We start from the raw sequence: 22,406 nt of genomic DNA, 5'->3' as shown, positions 1-22,406 counted from the left end.
ATATTTCAATAATGAAAAAAATGCTGTTAAAATATTTAGAATGCTTCTTAGTTCATGCCAACTCCGTAAACATATTCATCTAGCTCGATTTTGAATAAAGAACCTTCAACCAAATCTTTAATCGATTTTAATTCGGTCATATTTACAGCCAAATCTATCGAATTGCACGGCGTTTTCAATAAAAATTTATGGCAAGAATATTTCATTTCGCAAGCTTCGCAACAAGAATTTTCAATCATACTATCTTCAATCAAATCGCAAAAATGATTCAATTCTTGAACGGTGAAGTAAAAACCGGTTTCTTTAAAAACCAACTGCACTTTGTCTGAAATGGTAGTGTTGTGATCTTTCCAGTAAAAAGCTATTCCAAAGTTATTATGATATATTTGCTCAATTTCTCTCATCGTAAATCCTTTAATTTCAACAAATATAAATATTATTTATATTAATTCTAAATAAAAAAATCATAAAAGTTTGAAAAAACTTTTCATTCGCCGACCACATTGTGAGGGGTAAAAAAGTTTGGATTTGTTGTGTAAGATGAGGTAGAAATGATTTAGTTCATTCCAGAGCCGAAAATATATTCGTTGAGATGAAGTCGAAATAAAGAACCATCAACCAAATCTCTTATAGAGTTTAACTCATTCGGTGATATTTCTAAATCTATAGCAACATAGGGTGTCTTCAATAAAAATTTATCGAATGCACGTTTTACACCACTTGTATCGTAATCATTGTGGTCTGTTACGCAGTCTTCGATTAAATCGTGAAATTCGTTTAATTCTTGAACTGAAAAATAAAATCCCATTTGTTTAAAAAGCAACTGAATTTTATCTGATATAATTTCGTTGCCTTCTTTCCAGTAAAATGAAATTCCAAAATCGTTTCGGTATATCTGTTCAATATCCTTCATGGCATTTTTTTTAGGCTACAAAGGTACAGCCTGTTTGTATTAATACTTGATTAATAAAAGCATAAAAAAAAGCTAAAAAATGTCATTAGTAATTGGTTTCTAGTGGATTAGAAAATATCTTGAAAGCTCACTTTGTTAAATGAACTTATATTTCTTATATGGTTTAAAAAAAGATTATTTCAGCCAATTTTTTAGGTTGGAAAGAAACGCTGTCTGTTGGTCAACAAATAAATAATGGGAGCAATTATCAAGGAAAGCAAAGTGTTTTTCGCCTGTTATTGCTTTCATAGAATTAATTTGTGCCAATGAAAAAATGCCATCATCCTTTCCGTAAATTCCATAAATAGGAACGCCAGCAGATTTGATTTTCTTTAAAAAAGGTCTGCTGTCGATATTGTTTTGCTTTTCGTTTTGATAAAAAACTAACGGCGCGTTTTTATTTCGAATATTGGTTTTGTAAAATTCTCCAGCTTCGTAATCTGCATATAGTTTTTTAGATGCTACAGTTGGATTTGGCATTTTAAAAAAGCCATTTTCTCCTGCAAGTTCGTAACATCCTTTTCTATATTCGGCAGAATTTTTATTTAGATTCTCTACAATACTGATTTTCTTTAATTGTTCAGAATCAGTATTATATTTTTTCTTCAATGTATTTAAAATATGATCGTAAGTTTCTTGTTGCGAAAACAAAGCGCCAGCCAAAACCAAAGCGCTCACATTTTGCGGATATTTGTGCGTATAAAGTGTCGCAACCAAACCGCCAAAACTATGACCCAATATAATTGCTTTCTTTAAATGATATGTTGCATAAATCGAATTTAAATCCTGAAAAGCTTCTTCGAAAGTAAATTTCGCATCTGGATCTGTAGATCTTCCTTCGCCTCTTCTATCGTAAGCAATTACATAAAAACCTAAATCGGCTAGTTTTTGAGCTGTGGTTCCTTCAAACAAAGTAGCATTGCCGCTTGGTCCGCCATGAATGAAAATTATAGCTTTATTCTTTTCGTTTCCGTAAGTTTTGATGTAAAGGTTTTGCGCCTTTGCGAAAAGCGAAATAGTAAGAAATAAAACGGTTGCTAATAGTTTCATTTATATAGACTGAAATTCTTTGATAAATTTATTTGAGTTAACTCGTTGGGTGAAATTTTTTAACACATAGAAACATAGCTTTTAGGGGATCAGTAAAGGCATTTCACTTAGAATATTACACATAGCGCTATGTGTTAAAGCTTGCTTTTTCTATAATTTTAATCAGAAGCAATAAAAAATCTATGTTTCTATGTGTTTAAATTAAAATTTTGTTCCATTTCACCTAACGGATATGGTTTAATAAAATTAATTACTCCAATTTATGGTGTTCATCCATATCTCTTTTTAAATCTAAATTTCTAAAAGTTGGCGATTTTAAGGCAGTAACAATTACTGTTAAAAGCGTAATACTTCCTCCAAAAACAACTGATGTTACAGCGCCCATTAATTTGGCAGTTGCACCACTTTCAAAAGCACCTAATTCGTTTGAAGATCCAACAAAAATGGAGTTTACGGCACCAACGCGTCCGCGCATATGATCTGGAGTTTTAAGCTGTAAAATAGTCTGACGGATAACGACAGAAATTCCATCAGCCAATCCGCTTAAAAATAAGGCGAAAACAGAAAGCCAGAAATAAGTCGATAATCCAAATAAGATGATTGATAAACCAAAAACAAAAATGGCAATTAAAAGTTTCTTTCCAGCATTTTCATACAAAGGCACATAGGCCGAAATTAACATCGTAATAAAAGCACCTACAGCAGGAGCGGCTCTTAAAATTCCGAAACCTTCAGAACCCACTTTCAAGATGTCTTGTGCAAAAACGGGCAATAATGCAACGGCACCTCCAAAAAGTACCGCAATCATATCTAGTGATAATGCACCCAAAACAATTTTGTTTTTGAATACAAATGTCAAACCTTCCATAAGACTATCTTTTATAGATTCTCCCATTTTCGGATTTATAATTGGTTTTTGACTGATTTGTGATAAGGCAATTAACGAAAGAATTGAAAATCCAAAAACCAAACACATCGACCAATGAACACCAATCCAGTTGATAGAAAATCCGGCCAAAGCTGGGCCCATAACTGCTCCGATTTGCCAAACCGAACTGCTCCAAGTTGCAGCATTTGGATATACTTTTTTTGGAATAATTAAGGATAAAAGAGAGAAGATCGTTGGTCCCATGAAAGAACGTACGATTCCGCCAAAGAAAACTAAAGCATAAATGGAATACAAAATAAGATGCGTAGACCAGTCTCCAACTACTTTCGGCCAAGTCAATAAGAAAAGCCCAAAACTAATTACTGAGAATCCTAAAATACATTTTACCAATAAGCTTTTCTTTTCTCTTTGGTCTACAATATGTCCTGCAAACAAAGACATTGAAACCGCAGGAATAATTTCCATTAAACCAATAATTCCTAAAGAAAGTGGGTTTTTGGTTAAACTGTAAACTTCCCACTCGATTACAATAAACTGCATTGACCAAGCAAAGACCATTGCAAAACGCAATAATAAAAAGATGTTGAATTCTCTATAGCGAAGTGCCTGATACGGATCGGGCTTATTTGATTTAATTTCTTCCATTTGTTCTAATATCTTTCAGCATAAGCTGTGTTGAAACAGTTCCGTTCCATTCGTTTTCAGCAATGCAATATGCCAGCTGAAACGGGTTTTGATTTTTTACAATATTTAATTTTTTTCCTAATCCGAAACCAATTGCTGCGATTCCGTCTGAGTTGTTTTGTTTGGCAAAAAGCCTTAGATGTTCTTCTTCTGCGCCTAAGGTTTTGGCGTAACCTGTATCTATTGCATTAGAAGTCATAAAAACAGGCGTCATATTCTGAGGACCAAAAGGTTCGAATTGTTTTAAAATCCGAATTAATTTAGGCGTTATATCAGAGAAATTGATTTCGGCATCGATCTCAATTTCAGGAGTAAGCATTTCTGGCAAGATGGTTTCTGAAACTTGTTTCTCGAAAGCATCTTTAAAGTTTTGATAATTTTCGGCTTTTAAAGTCATTCCTGCAGCGTACATGTGGCCTCCAAATTGTTCCAAATGTTCGGCACAGGCGTCTAAGGCATTATAAACATCAAAGCCTTTTACAGATCGGGCAGAGGCGGCATATTTGTCGCCACTTTTGGTAAAAACCAAAGTCGGACGATAATAGGTTTCAATTAATCGTGAAGCTACAATTCCAATTACGCCTTTGTGCCAATCTTCTTGAAAAACAACCGTCGAAAAACGTTCTTCTTCTTTATTTTCTATAATCTGCTGAAAAGCTTCTTTGGTGATTTTTTTATCTAAATCTTTTCGGTCGGCATTGTATTGTTCAATTTCTGAAGCAAATTGCTGTGCTTGTTCAAAGTTGAATTCCGTTAATAATTCAACGGCATGATTTCCATGTTTGATTCTTCCGGCAGCGTTTATTCTTGGCGAAATAATAAAAACGACATCCGTAATATCAAGCACTTTCTTTTTAACCTGATGAGTCAAAGCTTTAATTCCAGGTCTTGGATCGCTGTTGATTACTTTCAATCCGAAATGCGCTAAAACACGATTTTCTCCCGTAATCGGGACAATATCGGCTGCAATTGCTGTAGCGACCAAATCCAGATATGGAACTAAATCTTCTACCGTTTCATTTCGATTTTGGCCTAAAGCCTGAATCAGTTTAAAGCCAACTCCGCAACCGCACAATTCATCGTAAGGGTAGGAGCAGTCTTCTCTTTTCGGGTCTAAAACCGCAACAGCATCAGGAAGAATATCTCCTGGGCGGTGGTGATCGCAAACTATAAAGTCGATATTTTTTGCTTTCGCGTAAGCGATATGATCAATGGATTTGATTCCGCAGTCAAGAGCGATGATTAAAGAAATTCCGTTGTCGTCTGCATAATCAATTCCTTTATATGAAACGCCATAACCTTCGTCGTAACGATCGGGAATGTAAGTGGCAACGTGAGGATAATGTGATTTTAAATACGAAGAAACCAAAGAAACGGCTGTTGTTCCGTCGACGTCGTAATCGCCAAAAACGAGAATATTTTCTTGATTTTCGATGGCTTGCTCGATTCGGGCAACGGCTTTGTCCATATCTTTCATTAAATACGGATCGTGCAGATGTTCTAATGACGGACGAAAGAAAGTTTTCGCTTCATCAAAAGTTTCAATTCCTCGCTGAATTAAAAGCGTTGCTACAAAATCTTCTACATTTAGAGCTTGTGCCAAATGTTTGACTTTTTCTTCAGAAGGTTTTGGTTTTAAAGTCCAGCGCATTTTTAATTGTAGATTTTAGATGTTAGATTTCAGATTTTGGAAATCGTTTAATCTAAACTGGTAATTTTTTTGTTTTGCCACAGATTAAAAGGATTCGAAAGGATTTTTTAATTTGTGGACGAATATCTGGTTTCAACTTTGTCAAAGTTTAAAACTTTGACAAAGTTTGCTGAGTTCAAGATGTAGAATTTAAAATCTACAATCTGAAATCTAAAATTATTTCGCTTCTAAAGCATTTCCTTCAAACTGAATCCCATCCCAACCTAAGTTGATAAAGTTTCTAATGTTTTGGTGGTTTGTTCCATTTGGATCGCCTAAAACTTCTTCAAAGTAAAAAGCGCCAAAACAAGCTAATGTTTCTTCTTTGCTTAAGTTTTGCAGTTTTGCGAAAGAAAATAATTTGCAAGAACCTGAATTTTCGCCCGCTGCGTTATGTTGAGTTCCGTTTTGAAAAGCAGTTGGAGTAAAGTTGTAGTTTTCTTCAATTACTGCAATAGTTTCTGGAAATGTGATTTGTGTTGGAGTTTGTTTTACTTTTTCTAAAAAGGCTTGAATGCTCATATTGTGGGTTTGTTTTTTTTGCCACGAATTTCACAAATTTCCGCTAATTCAATTTGTGAAAATTTGTGAAATTTGTGGTTTATTTTTTAAATCTGCATGATTTTTAATTCGTGGCTGAAATAATTATTTATTCTTCTTCGTCTTTTGAATATTTACTCTTTTTGGCTTCTTTTTCTATTGTTTTCCCTGCAACAACTACGACGATTTCTCCTCTTGGAGCTGTTTTTTCGAAATGCGCTAAAACTTCTTTGGCAGTTCCACGAACATTTTCTTCGTGTAGTTTTGATAATTCGCGCGAAACGCAAACTTGTCTTTCTTCTCCAAAATACTGAATGAATTCACTCAAAGTTTTAACGAGTTTATGCGGAGAAACGTATAAAATCATCGTTCTGGTTTCTTCGGCTAAAGCCAAAAAACGAGTCTGACGTCCTTTTTTGTCAGGCAGGAAACCTTCAAAAACGAATTTGTCGTTTGGGAGTCCGCTGTTTACTAGAGCGGGAACAAAAGCTGTCGCTCCAGGAAGACATTCTACCTCAATATTATTTTCAACGCAAGCGCGTGTCAAAAGAAAACCAGGATCTGAAATGGCAGGAGTTCCAGCATCTGAAATTAAAGCAATAGTTTCGCCGGCTTTCAAACGAGCAATTAAATTCTCAGTTGTTTTATGTTCGTTGTGCATATGATGGCTGTACATGTGCGTGCCAATTTCAAAATGCTTCAACAATTTTCCGCTAGTGCGGGTGTCTTCCGCCAAAATCAAATCGACTTCTTTCAAAACCCGAATGGCTCTAAAAGTCATGTCTTCAAGATTGCCAATTGGCGTTGGAACGATGTATAATTTTGACATATTTTTTTATTCGTGAAAATGTAAAATGTAATTTGTGAAAAGTGAAATGTTAAGAGAATTTTTTCTCGATAATTCCCATAAAACGCTCTGCATAATCGTCTTTTCCTTCCCAGTCGTTATAATCTGGTTTTACCATGTTTTCTATAAAATCTTTTGCTTCGCTATACGAGTCAAAAGTCATTAATTGGTTCAAGACACGGCTGTAATCTTCTGTACTGTTTCCAAAAAGATTTTTGGTAAAAGCAATTCTGTCATTCAAATCAATATGAAAACCTCTTGCGAGTTTTTCATTTAAGCTTACCGATTTTGGTTGTGCAGGAGTTTCAAGAATCGCAGTTTCTACTTTTTTCTCTTCCTTTTTTTCTTCTTTAAAATCGTTAATTGAAGGAGTTTTTACAGGAGGAACAGCTTCAAAACTATCCACTTTTACAAATTGAGCATCGGCATAATTAATTCCGAAATCTTCAAATTGTATAGTTGGAATCGAAGAAACTGGAGTTTTTGGCTCTTCTTTAACTTCATCTTTAATTTCTTCTACTTCCAACTCGAAAGCAGGTTTAAAATCAGGAATTGGTTTTGACTCATTTACAGTCGTAAACGAAAGTTCATCGATAGTTTTTTCAGTCTCTTCTACCTTTTCAGCAATTGGCTCAACAGTTTCTTCAACTACTGGTTCTTCGATGACAGCTTCTTCATTTTCAGCTGCAACTGGCTCAGGAGTCTCTTCAACTATCGGCTCTTCAATTTCAGCAATTGGTTCTGCAACTTCAACAACTTCTACTGGTTTTTCTTCTGAGATTTCAGGTTCGTAAGATTCTTCAAGCGCAATTACGTTCTCTGCAATTGGAGCTTCATTTTCTATTGCAATTGGAATTATTTCTTGTTCTTTTTCAAAAATAGTTTCCAATTCAGAAGTAATATCGCTTTGTCCGATTGTTGGTTTTGCAGAATCAAAATTCTCTTCTACAAATTTTAATACCGCTAATTTCTCGTATAATTTCTGAGTTTCAAGGTACAATTGATTGATATCGGATTTGTTTTTAAGTTTTAAAATTCGATGTGCAATGCTAATTAAATCAGCTTCCAATTTTTTTTTCATAACTGTTGAAAATTATAGTGAATAAGGTATTTTAGTGTATTTTGATGTCTGAATGTCTCTATTCTCAAGTAAATTCAAAAGATAATTTTTTATTTCTGTTAATACGCTGTTGCGAATTTAAGGTTTGATAAAAATTTTCTACTTTTGAAAAAATGTAAAACAGCACATTTTTACATCAATTTATTGCCAGTACAAAGTAATAAAAACTATTCATTTTTAAAGGTAGAAAAATACAAAATGTTTCTCGAAAATACAGTAAATCACAAAGAACAATTTGGTTGGATTGAAGTTATTTGTGGATCAATGTTTTCGGGTAAAACCGAAGAGCTTATCCGCAGATTAAAGCGCGCCCAATTTGCTAAACAAAGAGTCGAAATCTTTAAACCTGCTATTGATACCCGTTATCATGACGAAATGGTCGTGTCTCATGATGCCAACGAAATTCGTTCTACACCCGTTCCTGCTGCGGCTAATATTTTGATTTTAGCGCAAGGCTGTGATGTCATCGGTATTGACGAAGCCCAGTTTTTTGATGATGAAATTATTACGGTTTGCAACGATTTGGCAAATCAAGGAATTCGCGTAATTGTGGCAGGATTGGATATGGATTTTAAAGGAAATCCGTTTGGACCAATGCCAGGCCTTATGGCAACTGCAGAATACGTAACAAAAGTTCATGCTGTTTGCACACGCACGGGAAACCTAGCCAATTACAGCTTTAGAAAAACTGCCAATGATAAATTGGTTATGCTTGGCGAAACCGAAGAATACGAACCGCTTAGCCGTGCAGCGTATTTTAATGCCATGAAAAAGAATCAGGAAAAATAAATCTAAAACCATTTATAAAGCCTCCTAATGAAAATACAAAGCATGAGAAAACAGAATATTTTATTGTTGATATTGATTGGAATTGCAGTGGCTTTTGTAGCTTATTTTCAGTTTTATCTCGCCAAAAATGCAGATAAAGTAAATACTGAAGTTGTAGAGTTGGTGGCAAAATATAATAAAAGTTGTCCGTTAAATATTCAGGAAGGAATAAGGTTAGACAGCGTGAGTTTGCCTGAAGATCGCGTAGTTCAATACAATTTGACATTGTTGAATGTGACCAAGGAAACTGCTGAGGTAAATGTGATTCAGGAAGAAATAGCGAAAAGTTTAATCAGTACTGCAAAAGCAAATCCTGGATTAAAGGTTTTTAGAGATAATGATTATGATTTGATCTATCATTACAGCGATAATAAGAAAGCATTTTTATTTGATGTGAGAATACAGCCAGATCAATATAAATAAATCAAATTTTAGTGATATTAAAAATAAACCCGACAGATTTCTAGAATCTGTCGGGTTTATTTTTTTTTCGCTAGGAATGTTTCGTTGGTAGAAAAAATTTTTCGTTTTTCATTGTGTCCTGTAGGGACAACTAATTTTACACAATCTAAATATTTATCCGTTAATCAAACGTTCCTACGGAACGTATGGACTGCGATTCTTTATTAATTTCTACCAACGAAACATTTCTGTCGGAATGAAAAATGATAAATAACAAGAAAGCCCACAAATTTTAATTTGTCGGCTTTCTTGTTTAAATGACCTTATATTTTTTATATGGTTTAAAAAAGAAAATTAAATCTTCTTTCTCATTCTCGCTACCGGAATATCCAATTGTTCACGATATTTAGCAATTGTTCTTCTAGCAATTGGATACCCTTTTTCTTTTAAGATTTCTGCCAATTGATCGTCTGGAAGCGGTTTTCTCTTATCTTCTTCCTCAATCGTATTTTGAAGAATTTTTTTGATTTCAAGAGTTGAGACATCTTCACCCTGATCGTTTTTCATTGCTTCAGAGAAGAATTCTTTTATCAGTTTGGTTCCGTATGGCGTTTCAACATATTTGCTGTTGGCGACACGCGAAATCGTCGAAATATCCAAACCTACCATATCTGCAATGTCTTTTAAGATCATTGGCTTTAGTTTGGTTTCGTCGCCGTCTAAGAAATATTCTTCCTGATAATGCATAATCGCATTCATGGTTACAAAAAGAGTTTCCTGACGTTGTCTGATGGCGTCGATAAACCATTTTGCCGAATCTAGTTTTTGTTTGATAAACTGAACCGCATCTTTCTGAGCAGTCGATTTATCACGAGATTCTTTATAGGTCTGCATCATTTCCTGATAATCTTTAGAAACGTGCAGAGAAGGAGCATTACGGCCATTTAAAGTCAGCTCTAATTCTCCATCTACAATTCTAATCGCGAAGTCTGGAACGATATTTTCTGTTACTTTGTTATTTCCTGTAAAAGAACCGCCCGGTTTCGGATTCAAACGTTCAATTTCATGAATTGCTTTTTTAAGCTGTTCGTTCGAAATGCTGTATTTCTGTAATAACTTATCGTAATGTTTTTTCGTAAAAGCATCAAACTGATTTTCGATAATGTCAATTGCTAAATCAACATATTCAGTTGGCGTTTTATGTTTTAATTGAAGCAGTAAACATTCCTGCAAATCACGCGCTCCAACTCCCGAAGGTTCCAGCTCATGAATTACCGTCATCATTTTTTCGACCATTGCTTCGTCAGTATAGATGCCCTGAGTAAAAGCCATATCGTCTACAATATCTGGAATGCTTCTGCGGATGTAACCCATGTCATCAATACTTCCAACAAGGAATTCAGCGATTTCGCGCTCCTCATCATTCAAAATAAAAGTATTCAGCTGATTGATTAAATCCTGATGAAAACTAATCGGAGCCGCAAAAGGTGTCTCGCGTTCCTCGTCATCACTGTAATTGTTTACCTGAGTTTTGTAGTCAGGCGTATCGTCGTCGCTTAAGTATTCGTCAATATTAATATCGTCTGCTTCGATTCTGTCAGATTCGCCATCATCATAATCGTCGTAGTCGTCATTAGCATATTCATCAGCTTCGTAGTCGTCTTCTTTTCCAGCTTCAAGAGCCGGATTTTCGTTCATTTCTTCTAATAAACGTTGTTCAAAAGCTTGCGTAGGCAATTGAATTAACTTCATCAGCTGAATTTGCTGTGGAGATAATTTTTGGGATAATTTTAAATTTAAAAATTGCTTTAGCATGATAAGGCGCTATTTTTTAGCCACTAAGGCGCGAAGGCGCAAAGTTTTTTATTTTTTTTATTTGCCCTTAGGCTTCTCTTTGAAATTTTTTAAAATATTCTCTTCGTGTTTATAAATCTTCTAATACCGCTTTTGATTAGTGGCACATTAAAATTAATTAAATAGCCTAAATCTTTATTGAGTAATTTTAACTGACTTATAATTTGCGCTTCCCAAACTGGATTTATTTGTTCCACTGCTTTTATTTCTATTATTATAGAATCTTCAATTAATAAATCCAATCTTAATCCTTCACTAAATTCAATTCCGTCATAAAAAATCGGAATATCAACTTGGCGTTTTACCTCAAGACCTGCTTTGGTAATTTCATGGGCTAAACAAACTTCATAAACTCTTTCTAATAATCCTGGTCCAAGTTGTTTGTGAACTTTAAAAGCTGCGTTTACAATTATTTTTCCAATTTCTTCAGTCCTTTTAGAGAGCATTTTTTTTGGGTTTTGCCACGAAGGCGCAAAGACGCTAAGTTTATTTTTTTAAACTGGATAAAGACTCAAAAAAAAATCAAAATAATACCACGAAAGCAATAATTCACAAGTATTATTTTAATTATTTATTGAAACTTAAAAAAATCTTTGTGCCTTTGCGCCTTCGTGGCAATAATCTTATTTCTTAAAATTCCGCGCTACCAGGAGTTCTTGGGAAAGGAATTACGTCTCTAATGTTTGTCATTCCTGTTACAAACAATACTAAACGCTCAAATCCTAAACCGAAACCTGCGTGTGTTGCAGAACCAAATCTTCTTGTATCTAAATACCAGTATAATTCTTCTTTGTCAATTCCAAGCGCTTCCATTTTCTGAACCAAAACATCGTAACGCTCTTCTCTTTCAGAACCACCAACGATTTCACCAATTCCAGGGAAAAGGATATCCATCGCACGAACAGTTTCTCTTCCTGGTTCTGTGTTGTCGTTCAAACGCATGTAAAACGCTTTAATGTTTGCGGGGTAATCGAATAAAATTACCGGACATTTAAAGTGTTTTTCTACTAAATAACGTTCGTGCTCTGATTGTAAATCAGCTCCCCATTCGTTGATTAAGTATTGGAATTTTTTCTTTTTATTTGGAGTTGAATCTCTTAAAATGTCAATTGCCTCCGTATAAGAAACACGTTTGAAGTTGTTTTCTAAAACGAAGTTTAGTTTTTCTAACAACGCCATTTCGCTTCTTTCAGCCTGTGGTTTTGATTTTTCTTCCTCAAGAAGTCTTCCTTCTAAGAATTTCAAATCATCTTTACAGTGGTCTAAAGCATATTTAATTACGTACTGAATAAAATCCTCAGCCAAATCCATGTTGTCATCCAAGTCGTTGAAAGCAACTTCAGGCTCGATCATCCAGAATTCTGCCAAGTGACGAGAAGTGTTTGAGTTTTCTGCTCTAAACGTTGGTCCAAAAGTATAAATCTGACCCAAAGCCATTGCAAAAGTTTCTCCTTCTAATTGTCCAGAAACCGTTAAGTTGGTATGTTTTCCAAAGAAATCTTTTTTGAAATCGATGTTTCCTTCTTCATTTTTAGGAAGATTGTCAAGCGGTAAAGATGTTACTTGAAACATTTCTCCAGCACCTTCAGCATCAGCTCCTGTAATAATTGGCGTGTTTACATATACGAAACCTTTATCCTGAAAATATTTGTGAACCGCATAAGACAATACCGAACGCACACGCATAATAGCACCAAAAGCATTTGTACGCACGCGCAAGTGAGCGTTTTCACGTAAAAATTCTAAAGAGTGTTTTTTAGGCTGCATTGGGAATTTCTCCGCATCAGAATCTCCAAGGATTTCCAATTTAGAAACCTGAATTTCATATTTCTGACCAGCACCTTTACTTTCAACCAAAGTTCCAATAACAGAAACTGCAGCTCCAGTCGTGATTCTTTTTAAGGTCTCTTCTGGTGTATTTTCAAAATCAACAACACATTGAATATTATTAATTGTAGAACCGTCATTTAAAGCGATGAACTGATTATTTCTAAAAGTTCTCACCCAACCTTTTGCATTCACTTCCTGTAACGTCGTCGTACTGTTTAATAAGTCTCTAACTTTTGTGTGTTTCATTTTTATATATAATTGATATTAAATAATATTCATTTTGAACAACTGCAAATATAATCGATAATAATTAATTTGTAAAGCTGTTTTGTTTTCCTTTTGTTGTTCGCATAATTGTTCGTGTAAATTATAAGCCACGAATTCACGAATTATTTATGTTTTATTCGTGAATTCGTGGCGGATAACTTAAGAGTATAAAAATTATTTCTCTAAACTCTCCAATTCCTCTTTTCTAGTTTTCTTCTTTTCGAAAGTTAAAACCAGCGATGGTAAAACCACCAAGTTAGCAAACATCGCAAAAACCAAAGTGCAAGAAATTAATCCTCCTAAAGCAATTGTACCGCTGAAACTTGATAAAGTAAAAGTGGCAAAACCTAAAATCAAAACGATAGAAGTATAGAAAGTGCTTACTCCAGTTTCTCTTAAAGCGCTGAAAACAGATTTTTTTACTCTTCCTTTATTTTGAGTCAATTCGTCTTTGTATTTCGCCATAAACTGAATCGCATTATCAACCGAGATTCCGAAAGCGATACTAAATACCAAAATCGTTGATGGTTTTAACGGAATTCCGAAATAACCCATTAATCCAGAAGTAATGCAAAGCGGTAAAATATTTGTAATCAAAGAAGCTAATACCATTTTGAAAGAACGGAATAAATACAACATCAAAAATGCAATAGTTGCAATTGCAAAAAGCAACGATTCGATCAAGTTATGAGCCAAGTATGTTGTTCCTTTCTGGAAAACCAATGCCTTTCCAGTAATCGTAACTTCGAAACGGTCTTTCGGGAAAATTTCGTCAATTTTTTTGCGAAGTTTTTCTTCTACTTTTGCCATTTCGTCTGTTCCGATATCTTTCATGAAAGTTGTGATTCTAGCATATTGTCCAGTTGAATCAACATAAGCTTTCATTAAATTTTCTTTGCTGTTTTTAGTCGCATTTTTAGCATAACTCAAAATAAAAGTCTGCTCTTGCGAAGTAGGCAATTGGTAATATTCTGGGTTTCCGTTGTAGAAAGCCTGTTTAGAATATTTTACCAAATTCACCACAGAAACTGGTTTTGCCAATTCTGGAATTTCAGAAATGGTATTCTGCAATTCGTCCATTTTACGAATGGTCGAAGCCTTCATAACTCCTTTTTTCTTTTTGGTGTCTACCATAATTTCAAGAGGCATTACTCCGTTAAATTCTTTTTCGTAAAATAAAATATCTTTAAAGAAGGAAGCGCTTTTTGGCATTTCACCAATCAAACTTCCTGAAACTTTCATTTGTCTAACTCCATTCAAACTCACAAGAAATAGAACCGCGTAAATACAGTAAACAATTGTTTTCTTGCCTTTAACGATGATTGTAACAGTGTTTAAAAGCGTTGAAATATACGTTTTATCCAAATGATATAAATGTTTTGCTTTTGGCAAAGGCATGAAACTGTAAATGATTGGCACGATAAAAAGTGTCAATGTATAAACAGAAAGCACGTTGATTGAAGTCACCAATCCGAATTCAAAAAGAAGCTCGTTTCCTGTAATCATCAAAGTTGCAAAACCAATTGCAGCAGTTAAATTGGTCATAAAAGTCGAATGTCCAATTTTTGAAATAACGCGCTGTAATGCTTTTGCCTGATTGTTATGGATTTTAATTTCCTGCTGATATTTATTAATCAGGAAAATACAGTTTGTAATTCCGATTACGATAATCAGTGGCGGTATAATTGCTGTTAAAATCGTGATTTTATACCCAAATAATCCAAGTGTTCCAAAAGACCAAGTTACGCCGACAATTAAAATACAGATTGAAATAAACGTAGCTCTATACGAACGGAAAAAGAAAAAGAAAATCAAAGAAACGGTCAGTAAAGATGCTCCAATAAAAAGTCCGATTTCGCCTTTCATGTCATTCGCATTGATCGTTCTGATGTATGGCATTCCAGAAACTTTCAAGTCAATTCCAGTTGTTTTTTCGAATTTATTGATTTTTGGAACCAGATTTTCGAGAATAAAAGTCTTTCTGTTGGCCGTGTTTACTAGATTTTTGTTGATGTAAACCGCAGAACGAATACTTCCGCTTTCTTTATTAAACAAAAGACCTTCGTAAAATGGCAAATTATTAAACAATTCATGTTGAATACCTTTTAAATAAGCAGGATCTAGAACTTTGCTTTGATCAATAAAAGGGGTTAAAACAAATTTTTCGTTTACGGTATCTTTCTCCAGTTTTTTTAAATCGTTTAAAGAAACGACTAAATCAACTTCTTTAGATTTTTTCAAACCGGTCATCAATTCATTCCAAGCTGCATAATTTTTTGGAGTAAAGAATTTAGGGTCTTTAAAACCAATAACGATAAGATTTCCTTCCTCTCCAAACTTGTTTAAGAATTTTTCGTAGTCTTTATTGGCAATATGATCTTTCGGAAGCAAGTTGGCTTCTGTGTAAGTCATAGCAAGATTTTTCCACTGGTAACCAAAGAAAATAGTTAAAGCAGAAAGTATAACCAGAATGGTAATTCGGTTTTTAAGTATAATTCGGGCCAGTTTTTCCCAAAATCCAACTTGAGTAGCGTTTTTCATAACATCATTAAAAATGGATGCAAATGTAGTGAAAAGTGCTCGAAATCATAAATATTCCGTTCTATTTTACTTTAAGTTAACACAAAAAATAGGAACTTTAAAATAGTATAATTTACTTACTTTTTGTCGTTTGGTCATTAGCTTTTGCCATATTTTCAATTACTTTTACAGTAAAAAGGACTGTTATAGTAATTTTACAGTTTAAAAATAGATACATAACAATGCAACAAAATAACACAACAACTTTTATTTTTCTCGCCATTCTTCTGCTTCTGGTTGTTATTATTTGCTTTATGATTTATCAATTAAAGCAAACCAAGAAAGCAAAAGAAGATGCTGAGAAAAGTTTCTATGCTTTAGAATCTAAAGTAAACGATTTGCAGTTGGAAAACTTAGAATCTAAACTCAACCCGCATTTGTTTAAAAATATACTAAATTCGATTCAGTCGCATGCTTATCAAACGTATTTTGCTTTGGATAAACTGGCCAATGTTCTGGATTATATTCTATACGAAAGCAAAAAGAAGTTTGTAACGGCAAAAGAAGAAATTGATTTTGCATTGAATTTAATCGAAATCAATAAAATTAAAATCAGTCCGCTTTTTGAACTGAAAGTCAAAACAAATATTAATCAGGAAGACAAACTGTACGAACAGCCTCTATTGGCGCCTTTAATTTCGATTGATTTAATAGAAAATGCTTTTAAACATGCCGATCTTCAAAGTGCAGATGCTTTTATTTCGGTAGTTTTTGAATTTAAAAACAATGCTTTTTTTATGACGGTTTCAAACAAAATCTCAGATAAAAAAGTGCTGAAAAAAGAACGAAGCGGTATTGGCCATACAACGCTAGAACACCGTCTTCGCATTATTTACAAGAATAATTTCAAACTCGATAGGTTTGTAGAAAACGATATTTATATTGCCCATCTAAAAATTGATTTGCTTGAATACAAAACTGAAATGCTTGCTTCTGGACGATGAACTTCCAGGATTGACTTACCTAAAAATGCTTTGCGAACAGATTCCAGAATTGGAAATCGTGAAAACATGTAATGATCCAGGAAAACTTCTGTCTGATTTTTCGAACCTTGATTTTGATCTGCTGATTTCGGATATTGAAATGCCCGGAATTGATGGACTGCATCTGGCTGAAAAACTGCAGGACAAATTGGTTATTTTTTGCACGGCGTACAAAGAGTATGCTGCCGAAGCGTTTAATATCGATGCGGTCGATTATATTACAAAACCTGTAAAATTGGAGCGTTTGCAAAAAGCAATTGATAAAGCTTTGGAACGTTTCGAAAAATCAAATTCAGATAAAAAATTCATTCAGCTCAATACCGATAAAGGAAAAACGCTGCTTTATTTCAATAAAATTCAATATATAAAAACGGCAGTAAGCGATAGTCGAGACAAAACGGTTTTGCTTACAGATGGAAGCTTTTTGAACTTGAAAAATGTAAAATTCGATACACTTTTAAACGAATTGCCAGATACCGATTTCTGCCGAGTGAATAAAAAAGAAATTGTAGCAGTAAAAGCAATCAAATTTTTTAACCATAACGAAATTGCACTTCATCATTTAGAAGAAAATAATAGAAACACAACGCTGATTTTAAGTGAAACTTATCGCGCCGATTTCTTAAAAAAAGTGAACCTTTAGGAACTTATTACAATTTTTTTCGGACTTGTTACATACGATTGAAATTAACATGTGAATTACTTTTTCACTAAATTCACAGTGCTGATATTTGCGGTAATTAAATCTAACAGAACGAGTTTATGAATAATATAAAGAACTCTTTATTCTATGTAACAGTTATTGGCGGTTTCACAGCGCTAATATATTGGATAATTTCAAAAGGCGCGACATTAGAAGTCGGACGCAATATTGTAAAGAAAAGTGTAGAAAGCAATCATTGGAAAGACTTTCTTCATTCGATGGTCGAAAACCTTCAGCATCCATTGGCCATTTTATTGGCACAGATCGTGACCATCATTTTAGTTGCCCGTTTGTTCGGATGGTTTTTTAGAAAAATAGGACAGCCGTCGGTAATTGGCGAAATGATTGCCGGAATTGTTTTAGGGCCGTCTTTGGTCGGAATGTATTTTCCAGAGTTTTCAGCAGCTTTATTTCCAAAAGAATCTTTAGGTAATTTACAGTTTTTAAGCCAGATCGGTTTAATCCTTTTCATGTTTGTTATCGGAATGGAATTGGATTTGAAAGTGCTAAAAAACAAAGCCCACGATGCTGTTGTAATTAGCCACGCCAGTATTGTAATTCCGTTTGCTTTAGGGCTATCTCTTGCTTATTTTATTTATGGAACTTATGCTCCTTTGGGGGTTGAGTTTTCTTCTTTCGGATTATTTATGGGTATTGCCATGAGTATTACAGCTTTTCCTGTTTTGGCAAGAATTGTTCAAGAACGCGGCATGCAGAAAACCAAATTAGGAACCATTGCAATAACTTGTGCAGCTGCAGACGATATTACGGCTTGGTGTATTTTGGCTGTTGTTATTGCTATTGTAAAAGCGGGTTCTCTTGCTAGTTCTCTTTACGTAATCGGAATGGCAATTTTGTATGTGATCATCATGCTAAAAATCGTTCGTCCGTTCTTGAAAAGAGTTGGAGATTTAAATGCTACACGCGAAAGTTTAAATAAACCGGTTGTTGCCATTTTCTTTATTACACTTTTAATTTCGGCTTATGCATCTGAATTAATTGGAATTCACGCTTTGTTCGGAGCTTTTTTGGCTGGAGCAATTATGCCAGAAAACAATAAGTTCAGAAACATATTTATCGAAAAAGTAGAAGACGTTTCTATTATTGTTTTATTGCCTTTATTCTTTGTATTTACAGGTTTGCGTACACAAATTGGGTTGTTGAATGATCCTGAATTATGGAAAATTACAGGTTTAATCATTTTAGTTGCTGTAGTTGGTAAATTTTTCGGAAGTGCTTTAGCAGCCAAATTTATGGGACAAAACTGGAAAGACAGTTTGGCCATTGGCGCTTTGATGAACACAAGAGGTTTAATGGAGCTGGTAGTTTTAAATATTGGCTACGATCTTGGAGTATTGTCGACAGAAATTTTTACGATGATGGTAATTATGGCATTGGTTACCACTTTTATGACGGGGCCGGCTTTGGACTTTATCGGATTTATTTTTAAAGATAAGATAACAGCCATTCCGCAGGAAATTGGAAGCAAAAGCAAATATAAAATCCTGCTTTCGTTTGCGACTCCAGAAAAAGGTAAAAAGTTGCTTAAAATTGCCAATAGCCTGGTAAAAAAACAAACAGACAATTCGATTGTAACAGCAATGCATCTTTCTTTAAGTACAGAAGTGCACTCTTTTGATATAAAAGAGCATGAGAAGAAAATGTTGCTTCCGGTTATCGAAGAATCGCATACTCTTAATCAGGATATGGTGAGTTTGTTTAAAGTTTCGAACGACATTGATTCGGATATTGTTGATACAGCAAATCAGGGCGAATACGACTTACTGCTAGTTGGTTTAGGACAATCTATTTTTGACGGAACTTTACTTGGAAAAATACTTGGTTTTACAACTAGAATTGTAAATCCAGATCGTCTGATTGACAAGTTTACCGGTAAGGAAGGATTGTTTGAAAATTCTCCTTTTGACGAAAGAACCCGCCATATTATTGCAAAATCTAGAATGCCTGTCGGAATTTTTATTGATAAAGATCTCCAAGAAGTCAATCAGGTCTTGATGCCTGTTTTTAGTAAAGATGATGCTTTTCTGATTGATTATGCCAAAAAACTAATCAACAATAACGGTTCTCAGATTACAGTTTTGGATGCTGGCGGAGAAGTGAAAAACACGAGAGAAATTCAGGAAACTATTCGTTCTATCGAGCAGATTGCTCCAAACCATATCATGATTATGCATGATAAAACACTAAAGAAAGAATTTTTAGAAAGTCAGGATTTAATGATAATCAGTTTAGACAGCTGGAAAAAACTGATAGAATCACAAAGCATTTGGCTTAATAATTCGCCTTCAGTTTTGATTCTTAAACCATAAAGTTTTTAAATTCCAAAATTTTAAAATCCCAAATTCCAAACCTTATTGGAAGTTGGGATTTTTTTTGCCACGAATTCACGAATTTATCTGCTTAAACTAGGCGAAAATTTCACTGATGAATTTCATGAATTTTCACAAAGTTAATCTCCCTGAATTTGTGCAATTTATTGGACAAGAACCGCGCAAAAAAATCATTAAAATTCGTGAATTCGTGGCGGAAAAAAGAAATTTCCCAGTCTTTAAGATTGGAATTTGGAATTTTAAAAATTTGGAATTTAACTTTTATAATCCCAAATCAAGCATATAAGAAATCTTAACCGCGATATTGTCTTCAAACCTCGTTAACTGATTTGGTCCATATCTGTAAAATCCGCCTAAACCGAAACCTTTAAAAATTCGATTTAGTTCTATTCCTGATTCAAAGTAACCTTTATCTAAAGTTTTGTATGCCGGGCCAACATGCTGTTCTGGATTTTCCATGCTTCCCCAAGCCATTCTAGTTACTAAAACCAATGATGGGCGAACTTTTCTCATGATTCTAATTCGGTCAAAACCATGTTTAATTTGAAACATTACGTATTGGCTTGAGAAGAATTCATTAAAAAACATGGTTTCAAAAGCATTTCTTCCTGCAAAAGTAATACGCTGAAAGACAGTTTCCTTTGTTAAATTATTAGGCGCTGTGTTGTACAAATGTGTAATTGGGACGTCTCCCATTGCCAAACCTCCCTGTAAAAGCAAACTTGTTTTCTGGCGGTTTAGATATTGTTTTTCATATTCGGCTTTAAAATCTATTTTGCTAAAAGTAAAATCATTATCAAAAACATTCGGCAATGACTGCGTATATTGAAAAGTAAACCTCGGAAACTTTTTATCGCTTTCATTTCTTCCTGTTGGAGTTTGCATGTAATTGCTGAAAGGTGCCCAAACAATAGAAAGCATTGCCGTGGTCATGATATAATTCGAATACAATTTTCCGTCTAGATTAAAAAGATAATCAAATTTTGGCTCAATGTAATTTCGTGAAAGTTCCAAAATAGCTTCGGTTTTCGGAATTAATTTGCTCTGAACATTAGCGCGCCAACCTTTGTATTCATAAAAAGTGCTAATGTTTATCGGACGCGGATCGTAAATTTTGAAAACGCGTTTATCAACAGAAAAAACAGTACTCGCAATTTCTCGTACATCGTCAGTATAATAGCCATTAAACCAAGTATTGGTATGTTTGTCTAACAAGACGCCTCCACCAGCACTGTATTTAAAAACCCCATCTTTTGTTCCGTAAGCGGTGTAGCCTTCAAGACGGAAATTTTTAGACAGGCGGTCATTTGTAATTCCGCCAACGCCAAGACGAAAACCTTCGTAATTATTGTAACTGATTATTTTTTTTAAATCTAAGTCAATCGGGCCAATTGGGTAGAAACCATTAATGATTTTTCGGCCAATTCCTAAACGTTTTTCAATACGATTTCGAATAGAAAGGCTATCCAACAATAAATAGGTTTTTTGGCTTTTTAAATCAAGATTTTCCTTTCGATAAGCTTCCCAGAAACTTTCGGGTTTTTTCGCCGCATCGTCTTTAATTTCGATATAAAGCGAAGGGTTTTTTATAGGAGTATTGGTGTTTACCCGAATGTCAAAACTATTACTTTCGGAAAGCAGATAGGTAAAATCTGAAGCGACTTTTTTTCTGCGTTCGAAATTCTCCTCAACATCTCCGTCAAACTGAATCGTTCCGCCCAAAATTCGAATATCATCATCATTTTTTCCTTTTACGATTTTAAAAGTAGTATTGCTCTGAAACCATATTTTTTCTTTCGGAATATATTCAAATTCATGAATGCCGCTAATGTCCAGAACACCTTTAATTCGCATTACGGCTTTCGCGACAGCAAAATTTTCTTTATCGATATATAAAACTCCTTCCAACCCAGAAGCCCTGTGTTTTGATTTGTTTTTAAAATAAATCATATAAGCGTCACGACCTTTAATGCTTACGGTATCTAACAGCTTGTAATTGTAGCTTGAAGGAGCATTTTTAGAAATTGGGTTTTCGTATTTGGTTTCAAACAATTCGTATTTAGGATCGTAAATTGAAATAGATTGAAGATTAAAAGCTAAAACTTCATAAATTGGCTGTTTGAAACCCGCAATTTTTGTTCCCAAAACGGTTTCTTTTAGCTTGTTATTTCCAAACTGATATTGAGAAACTTTCTCAGTCTGAAACAAGTGTTGTTTGCTTACAATTTCTTTAAACTTATAATCGGAAGAATCGATATTAATGATTCTTTTGTTTAAATCTTTATACGCCGCCGAAGTGTCGATGCGTCCGTCAATCGAATCAGGATTGGCAGTTACAATAAGTTTGTTATAGGTTTTGTATTCAAAATTATTGAGCTTTTTCTGCGGATCGTTTGCCGATTTATTTGCGATAACTTTTTTAATTATGGTTAAGGCAGGGTTTTCATTAGAAACAACAACTTCTTTTAAATTATCAGTTTGCTGTAAAAGCGCTACAGAATAAAATGTTTTGTTATTGATTAAAGCAATTGTTTTAGCCTGGAAACCGATGTAAGAAACAGTTAATGATGTAGCAGAACTGCTAATTTTAAAAATAAATTTTCCATCAACATCTGTAATGGTATTATTGTTTTCTGAGGTGGTAATGGTGGCAAACGGAAGAGGTTTGTTGTTTGAATCGGTTACGATTCCGTTTATTTGAATTTGCGCCTGAAGGGAAAGCGTAAAAAACAAAGTCAAAAAACAAAATAGCTTCATACTGAGTGATATAGTTTCAAAAACGAAAAGGATTTAATTTTCGTATGCAAAAATAGCAATAAAAAAATCCGTCTAGTAC

18 protein-coding genes are annotated in these 22,406 nt (G+C 34.2%); 5 read left to right on the top strand and 13 right to left on the bottom strand.

The window, feature by feature from the left end; genetic code table 11:
- Positions 1-47: 47 nt before the first annotated feature.
- From J7574_RS00555 to J7574_RS00520, 8 genes are all read right to left on the bottom strand, one after another.
- Positions 48-404 (bottom strand): hypothetical protein, encoded by a 357-nt coding sequence (locus J7574_RS00555; RefSeq protein WP_129746570.1) that lies wholly within the window; start codon positions 402-404, stop codon positions 48-50.
- Between the two features lie 152 nt (positions 405-556).
- Entirely contained in the window at positions 557-913 is a 357-nt protein-coding gene (locus J7574_RS00550; RefSeq protein ID WP_290962842.1) for a hypothetical protein, read from the bottom strand.
- 174 nt (positions 914-1,087) lie between these two features.
- Entirely contained in the window at positions 1,088-2,002 is a 915-nt protein-coding gene (locus J7574_RS00545; RefSeq protein ID WP_290962841.1) for an alpha/beta hydrolase, read from the bottom strand.
- A gap of 250 nt (positions 2,003-2,252) precedes the next feature.
- Complete coding sequence (locus tag J7574_RS00540) at positions 2,253-3,536, bottom strand: MFS transporter (RefSeq protein ID WP_290962839.1); 1,284 nt, start codon at positions 3,534-3,536, stop codon at positions 2,253-2,255.
- Complete coding sequence (gene recJ / locus J7574_RS00535; protein ID WP_290962838.1) at positions 3,523-5,226, bottom strand: single-stranded-DNA-specific exonuclease RecJ; 1,704 nt, start codon at positions 5,224-5,226, stop codon at positions 3,523-3,525. The genes J7574_RS00540 and recJ overlap by 14 nt, the downstream gene beginning before the upstream one ends.
- A 216-nt stretch (positions 5,227-5,442) precedes the next feature.
- The gene (locus J7574_RS00530) at positions 5,443-5,787 is read right to left on the bottom strand and encodes a HopJ type III effector protein (protein WP_008465164.1); all 345 of its coding nucleotides are present in this window, start codon (positions 5,785-5,787) and stop codon (positions 5,443-5,445) included.
- Positions 5,788-5,914: 127 nt separating this feature from the next.
- Complete coding sequence (gene rsmI / locus J7574_RS00525; protein WP_290962831.1) at positions 5,915-6,634, bottom strand: 16S rRNA (cytidine(1402)-2'-O)-methyltransferase; 720 nt, start codon at positions 6,632-6,634, stop codon at positions 5,915-5,917.
- 49 nt (positions 6,635-6,683) lie between these two features.
- A complete protein-coding gene (locus tag J7574_RS00520) occupies positions 6,684-7,733 on the bottom strand; it encodes a hypothetical protein (RefSeq protein ID WP_290962829.1) in 1,050 nt (349 codons plus the stop codon).
- A gap of 237 nt (positions 7,734-7,970) precedes the next feature.
- Here J7574_RS00520 and J7574_RS00515 point away from each other — a divergent pair, with 237 nt between their 5' ends.
- Both J7574_RS00515 and J7574_RS00510 read left to right on the top strand, forming a co-directional pair.
- Positions 7,971-8,561, top strand: coding sequence for a thymidine kinase (locus tag J7574_RS00515; protein WP_095928508.1), 591 nt, complete (start codon positions 7,971-7,973; stop codon positions 8,559-8,561).
- A gap of 27 nt (positions 8,562-8,588) precedes the next feature.
- Entirely contained in the window at positions 8,589-9,023 is a 435-nt protein-coding gene (locus J7574_RS00510) for a hypothetical protein (RefSeq protein ID WP_290962828.1), read from the top strand.
- A 333-nt stretch (positions 9,024-9,356) separates the two neighbouring features.
- Here J7574_RS00510 and rpoN read toward each other — a convergent pair whose 3' ends face one another.
- The 4 genes from rpoN to J7574_RS00490 all read right to left on the bottom strand — a co-directional run bounded on the left by rpoN (position 9,357) and on the right by J7574_RS00490 (position 15,494).
- Complete coding sequence (rpoN, locus tag J7574_RS00505) at positions 9,357-10,817, bottom strand: RNA polymerase factor sigma-54 (protein ID WP_290962826.1); 1,461 nt, start codon at positions 10,815-10,817, stop codon at positions 9,357-9,359.
- Positions 10,818-10,906: 89 nt separating this feature from the next.
- Entirely contained in the window at positions 10,907-11,302 is a 396-nt protein-coding gene (locus tag J7574_RS00500) for a GxxExxY protein (protein WP_290962824.1), read from the bottom strand.
- Between the two features lie 184 nt (positions 11,303-11,486).
- Positions 11,487-12,932, bottom strand: coding sequence for an asparagine--tRNA ligase (asnS, locus tag J7574_RS00495; RefSeq protein ID WP_290962822.1), 1,446 nt, complete (start codon positions 12,930-12,932; stop codon positions 11,487-11,489).
- Between the two features lie 195 nt (positions 12,933-13,127).
- On the bottom strand, positions 13,128-15,494 hold the full coding sequence (locus J7574_RS00490) for an MMPL family transporter (protein WP_290962820.1): 2,367 nt from the start codon (positions 15,492-15,494) through the stop codon (positions 13,128-13,130).
- 221 nt (positions 15,495-15,715) lie between these two features.
- Between J7574_RS00490 and J7574_RS00485 the strand changes: the two genes are divergently transcribed.
- The 3 genes from J7574_RS00485 (at position 15,716) to J7574_RS00475 (ending at position 19,549) form a co-directional block, all read left to right on the top strand.
- Positions 15,716-16,477 (top strand): sensor histidine kinase, encoded by a 762-nt coding sequence (locus J7574_RS00485; RefSeq protein WP_290962818.1) that lies wholly within the window; start codon positions 15,716-15,718, stop codon positions 16,475-16,477.
- Positions 16,440-17,159, top strand: coding sequence for a LytTR family DNA-binding domain-containing protein (locus J7574_RS00480; protein ID WP_290962816.1), 720 nt, complete (start codon positions 16,440-16,442; stop codon positions 17,157-17,159). Before J7574_RS00485 ends, J7574_RS00480 begins: the two co-directional genes overlap by 38 nt.
- Before the next feature lie 119 nt (positions 17,160-17,278).
- Complete coding sequence (locus J7574_RS00475) at positions 17,279-19,549, top strand: cation:proton antiporter (RefSeq protein ID WP_290962814.1); 2,271 nt, start codon at positions 17,279-17,281, stop codon at positions 19,547-19,549.
- Positions 19,550-19,831: 282 nt separating this feature from the next.
- Here J7574_RS00475 and J7574_RS00470 read toward each other — a convergent pair whose 3' ends face one another.
- Positions 19,832-22,327: a DUF5686 family protein gene (locus J7574_RS00470; protein WP_290962812.1), complete on the bottom strand. Its 2,496-nt coding sequence runs from the start codon at positions 22,325-22,327 to the stop codon at positions 19,832-19,834.
- Positions 22,328-22,406: the final 79 nt, after the last annotated feature.

Source organism: Flavobacterium sp. (genome assembly GCF_017744675.1).
Classification (GTDB): Bacteria; Bacteroidota; Bacteroidia; order Flavobacteriales; family Flavobacteriaceae; genus Flavobacterium.
Note: the sequence above shows the minus strand (reverse complement) of the source record. Positions and strands in the feature narration are given on the sequence as shown.

What these genes read in the sequence shown, in the direction of transcription:
- J7574_RS00555 (WP_129746570.1), bottom strand. Translation starts at nt 404, where the DNA reads ATGAGAGAAATTGAGCAAATATATCATAATAACTTTGGAATAGCTTTT.
- J7574_RS00550 (WP_290962842.1), bottom strand. Translation starts at nt 913, where the DNA reads ATGAAGGATATTGAACAGATATACCGAAACGATTTTGGAATTTCATTT.
- J7574_RS00545 (WP_290962841.1), bottom strand. Translation starts at nt 2,002, where the DNA reads ATGAAACTATTAGCAACCGTTTTATTTCTTACTATTTCGCTTTTCGCA.
- J7574_RS00540 (WP_290962839.1), bottom strand. Translation starts at nt 3,536, where the DNA reads ATGGAAGAAATTAAATCAAATAAGCCCGATCCGTATCAGGCACTTCGC.
- recJ (WP_290962838.1), bottom strand. Translation starts at nt 5,226, where the DNA reads ATGCGCTGGACTTTAAAACCAAAACCTTCTGAAGAAAAAGTCAAACAT.
- J7574_RS00530 (WP_008465164.1), bottom strand. Translation starts at nt 5,787, where the DNA reads ATGAGCATTCAAGCCTTTTTAGAAAAAGTAAAACAAACTCCAACACAA.
- rsmI (WP_290962831.1), bottom strand. Translation starts at nt 6,634, where the DNA reads ATGTCAAAATTATACATCGTTCCAACGCCAATTGGCAATCTTGAAGAC.
- J7574_RS00520 (WP_290962829.1), bottom strand. Translation starts at nt 7,733, where the DNA reads ATGAAAAAAAAATTGGAAGCTGATTTAATTAGCATTGCACATCGAATT.
- J7574_RS00515 (WP_095928508.1), top strand. Translation starts at nt 7,971, where the DNA reads ATGTTTCTCGAAAATACAGTAAATCACAAAGAACAATTTGGTTGGATT.
- J7574_RS00510 (WP_290962828.1), top strand. Translation starts at nt 8,589, where the DNA reads ATGAAAATACAAAGCATGAGAAAACAGAATATTTTATTGTTGATATTG.
- rpoN (WP_290962826.1), bottom strand. Translation starts at nt 10,817, where the DNA reads ATGCTAAAGCAATTTTTAAATTTAAAATTATCCCAAAAATTATCTCCA.
- J7574_RS00500 (WP_290962824.1), bottom strand. Translation starts at nt 11,302, where the DNA reads ATGCTCTCTAAAAGGACTGAAGAAATTGGAAAAATAATTGTAAACGCA.
- asnS (WP_290962822.1), bottom strand. Translation starts at nt 12,932, where the DNA reads ATGAAACACACAAAAGTTAGAGACTTATTAAACAGTACGACGACGTTA.
- J7574_RS00490 (WP_290962820.1), bottom strand. Translation starts at nt 15,494, where the DNA reads ATGAAAAACGCTACTCAAGTTGGATTTTGGGAAAAACTGGCCCGAATT.
- J7574_RS00485 (WP_290962818.1), top strand. Translation starts at nt 15,716, where the DNA reads ATGCAACAAAATAACACAACAACTTTTATTTTTCTCGCCATTCTTCTG.
- J7574_RS00475 (WP_290962814.1), top strand. Translation starts at nt 17,279, where the DNA reads ATGAATAATATAAAGAACTCTTTATTCTATGTAACAGTTATTGGCGGT.
- J7574_RS00470 (WP_290962812.1), bottom strand. Translation starts at nt 22,327, where the DNA reads ATGAAGCTATTTTGTTTTTTGACTTTGTTTTTTACGCTTTCCCTTCAG.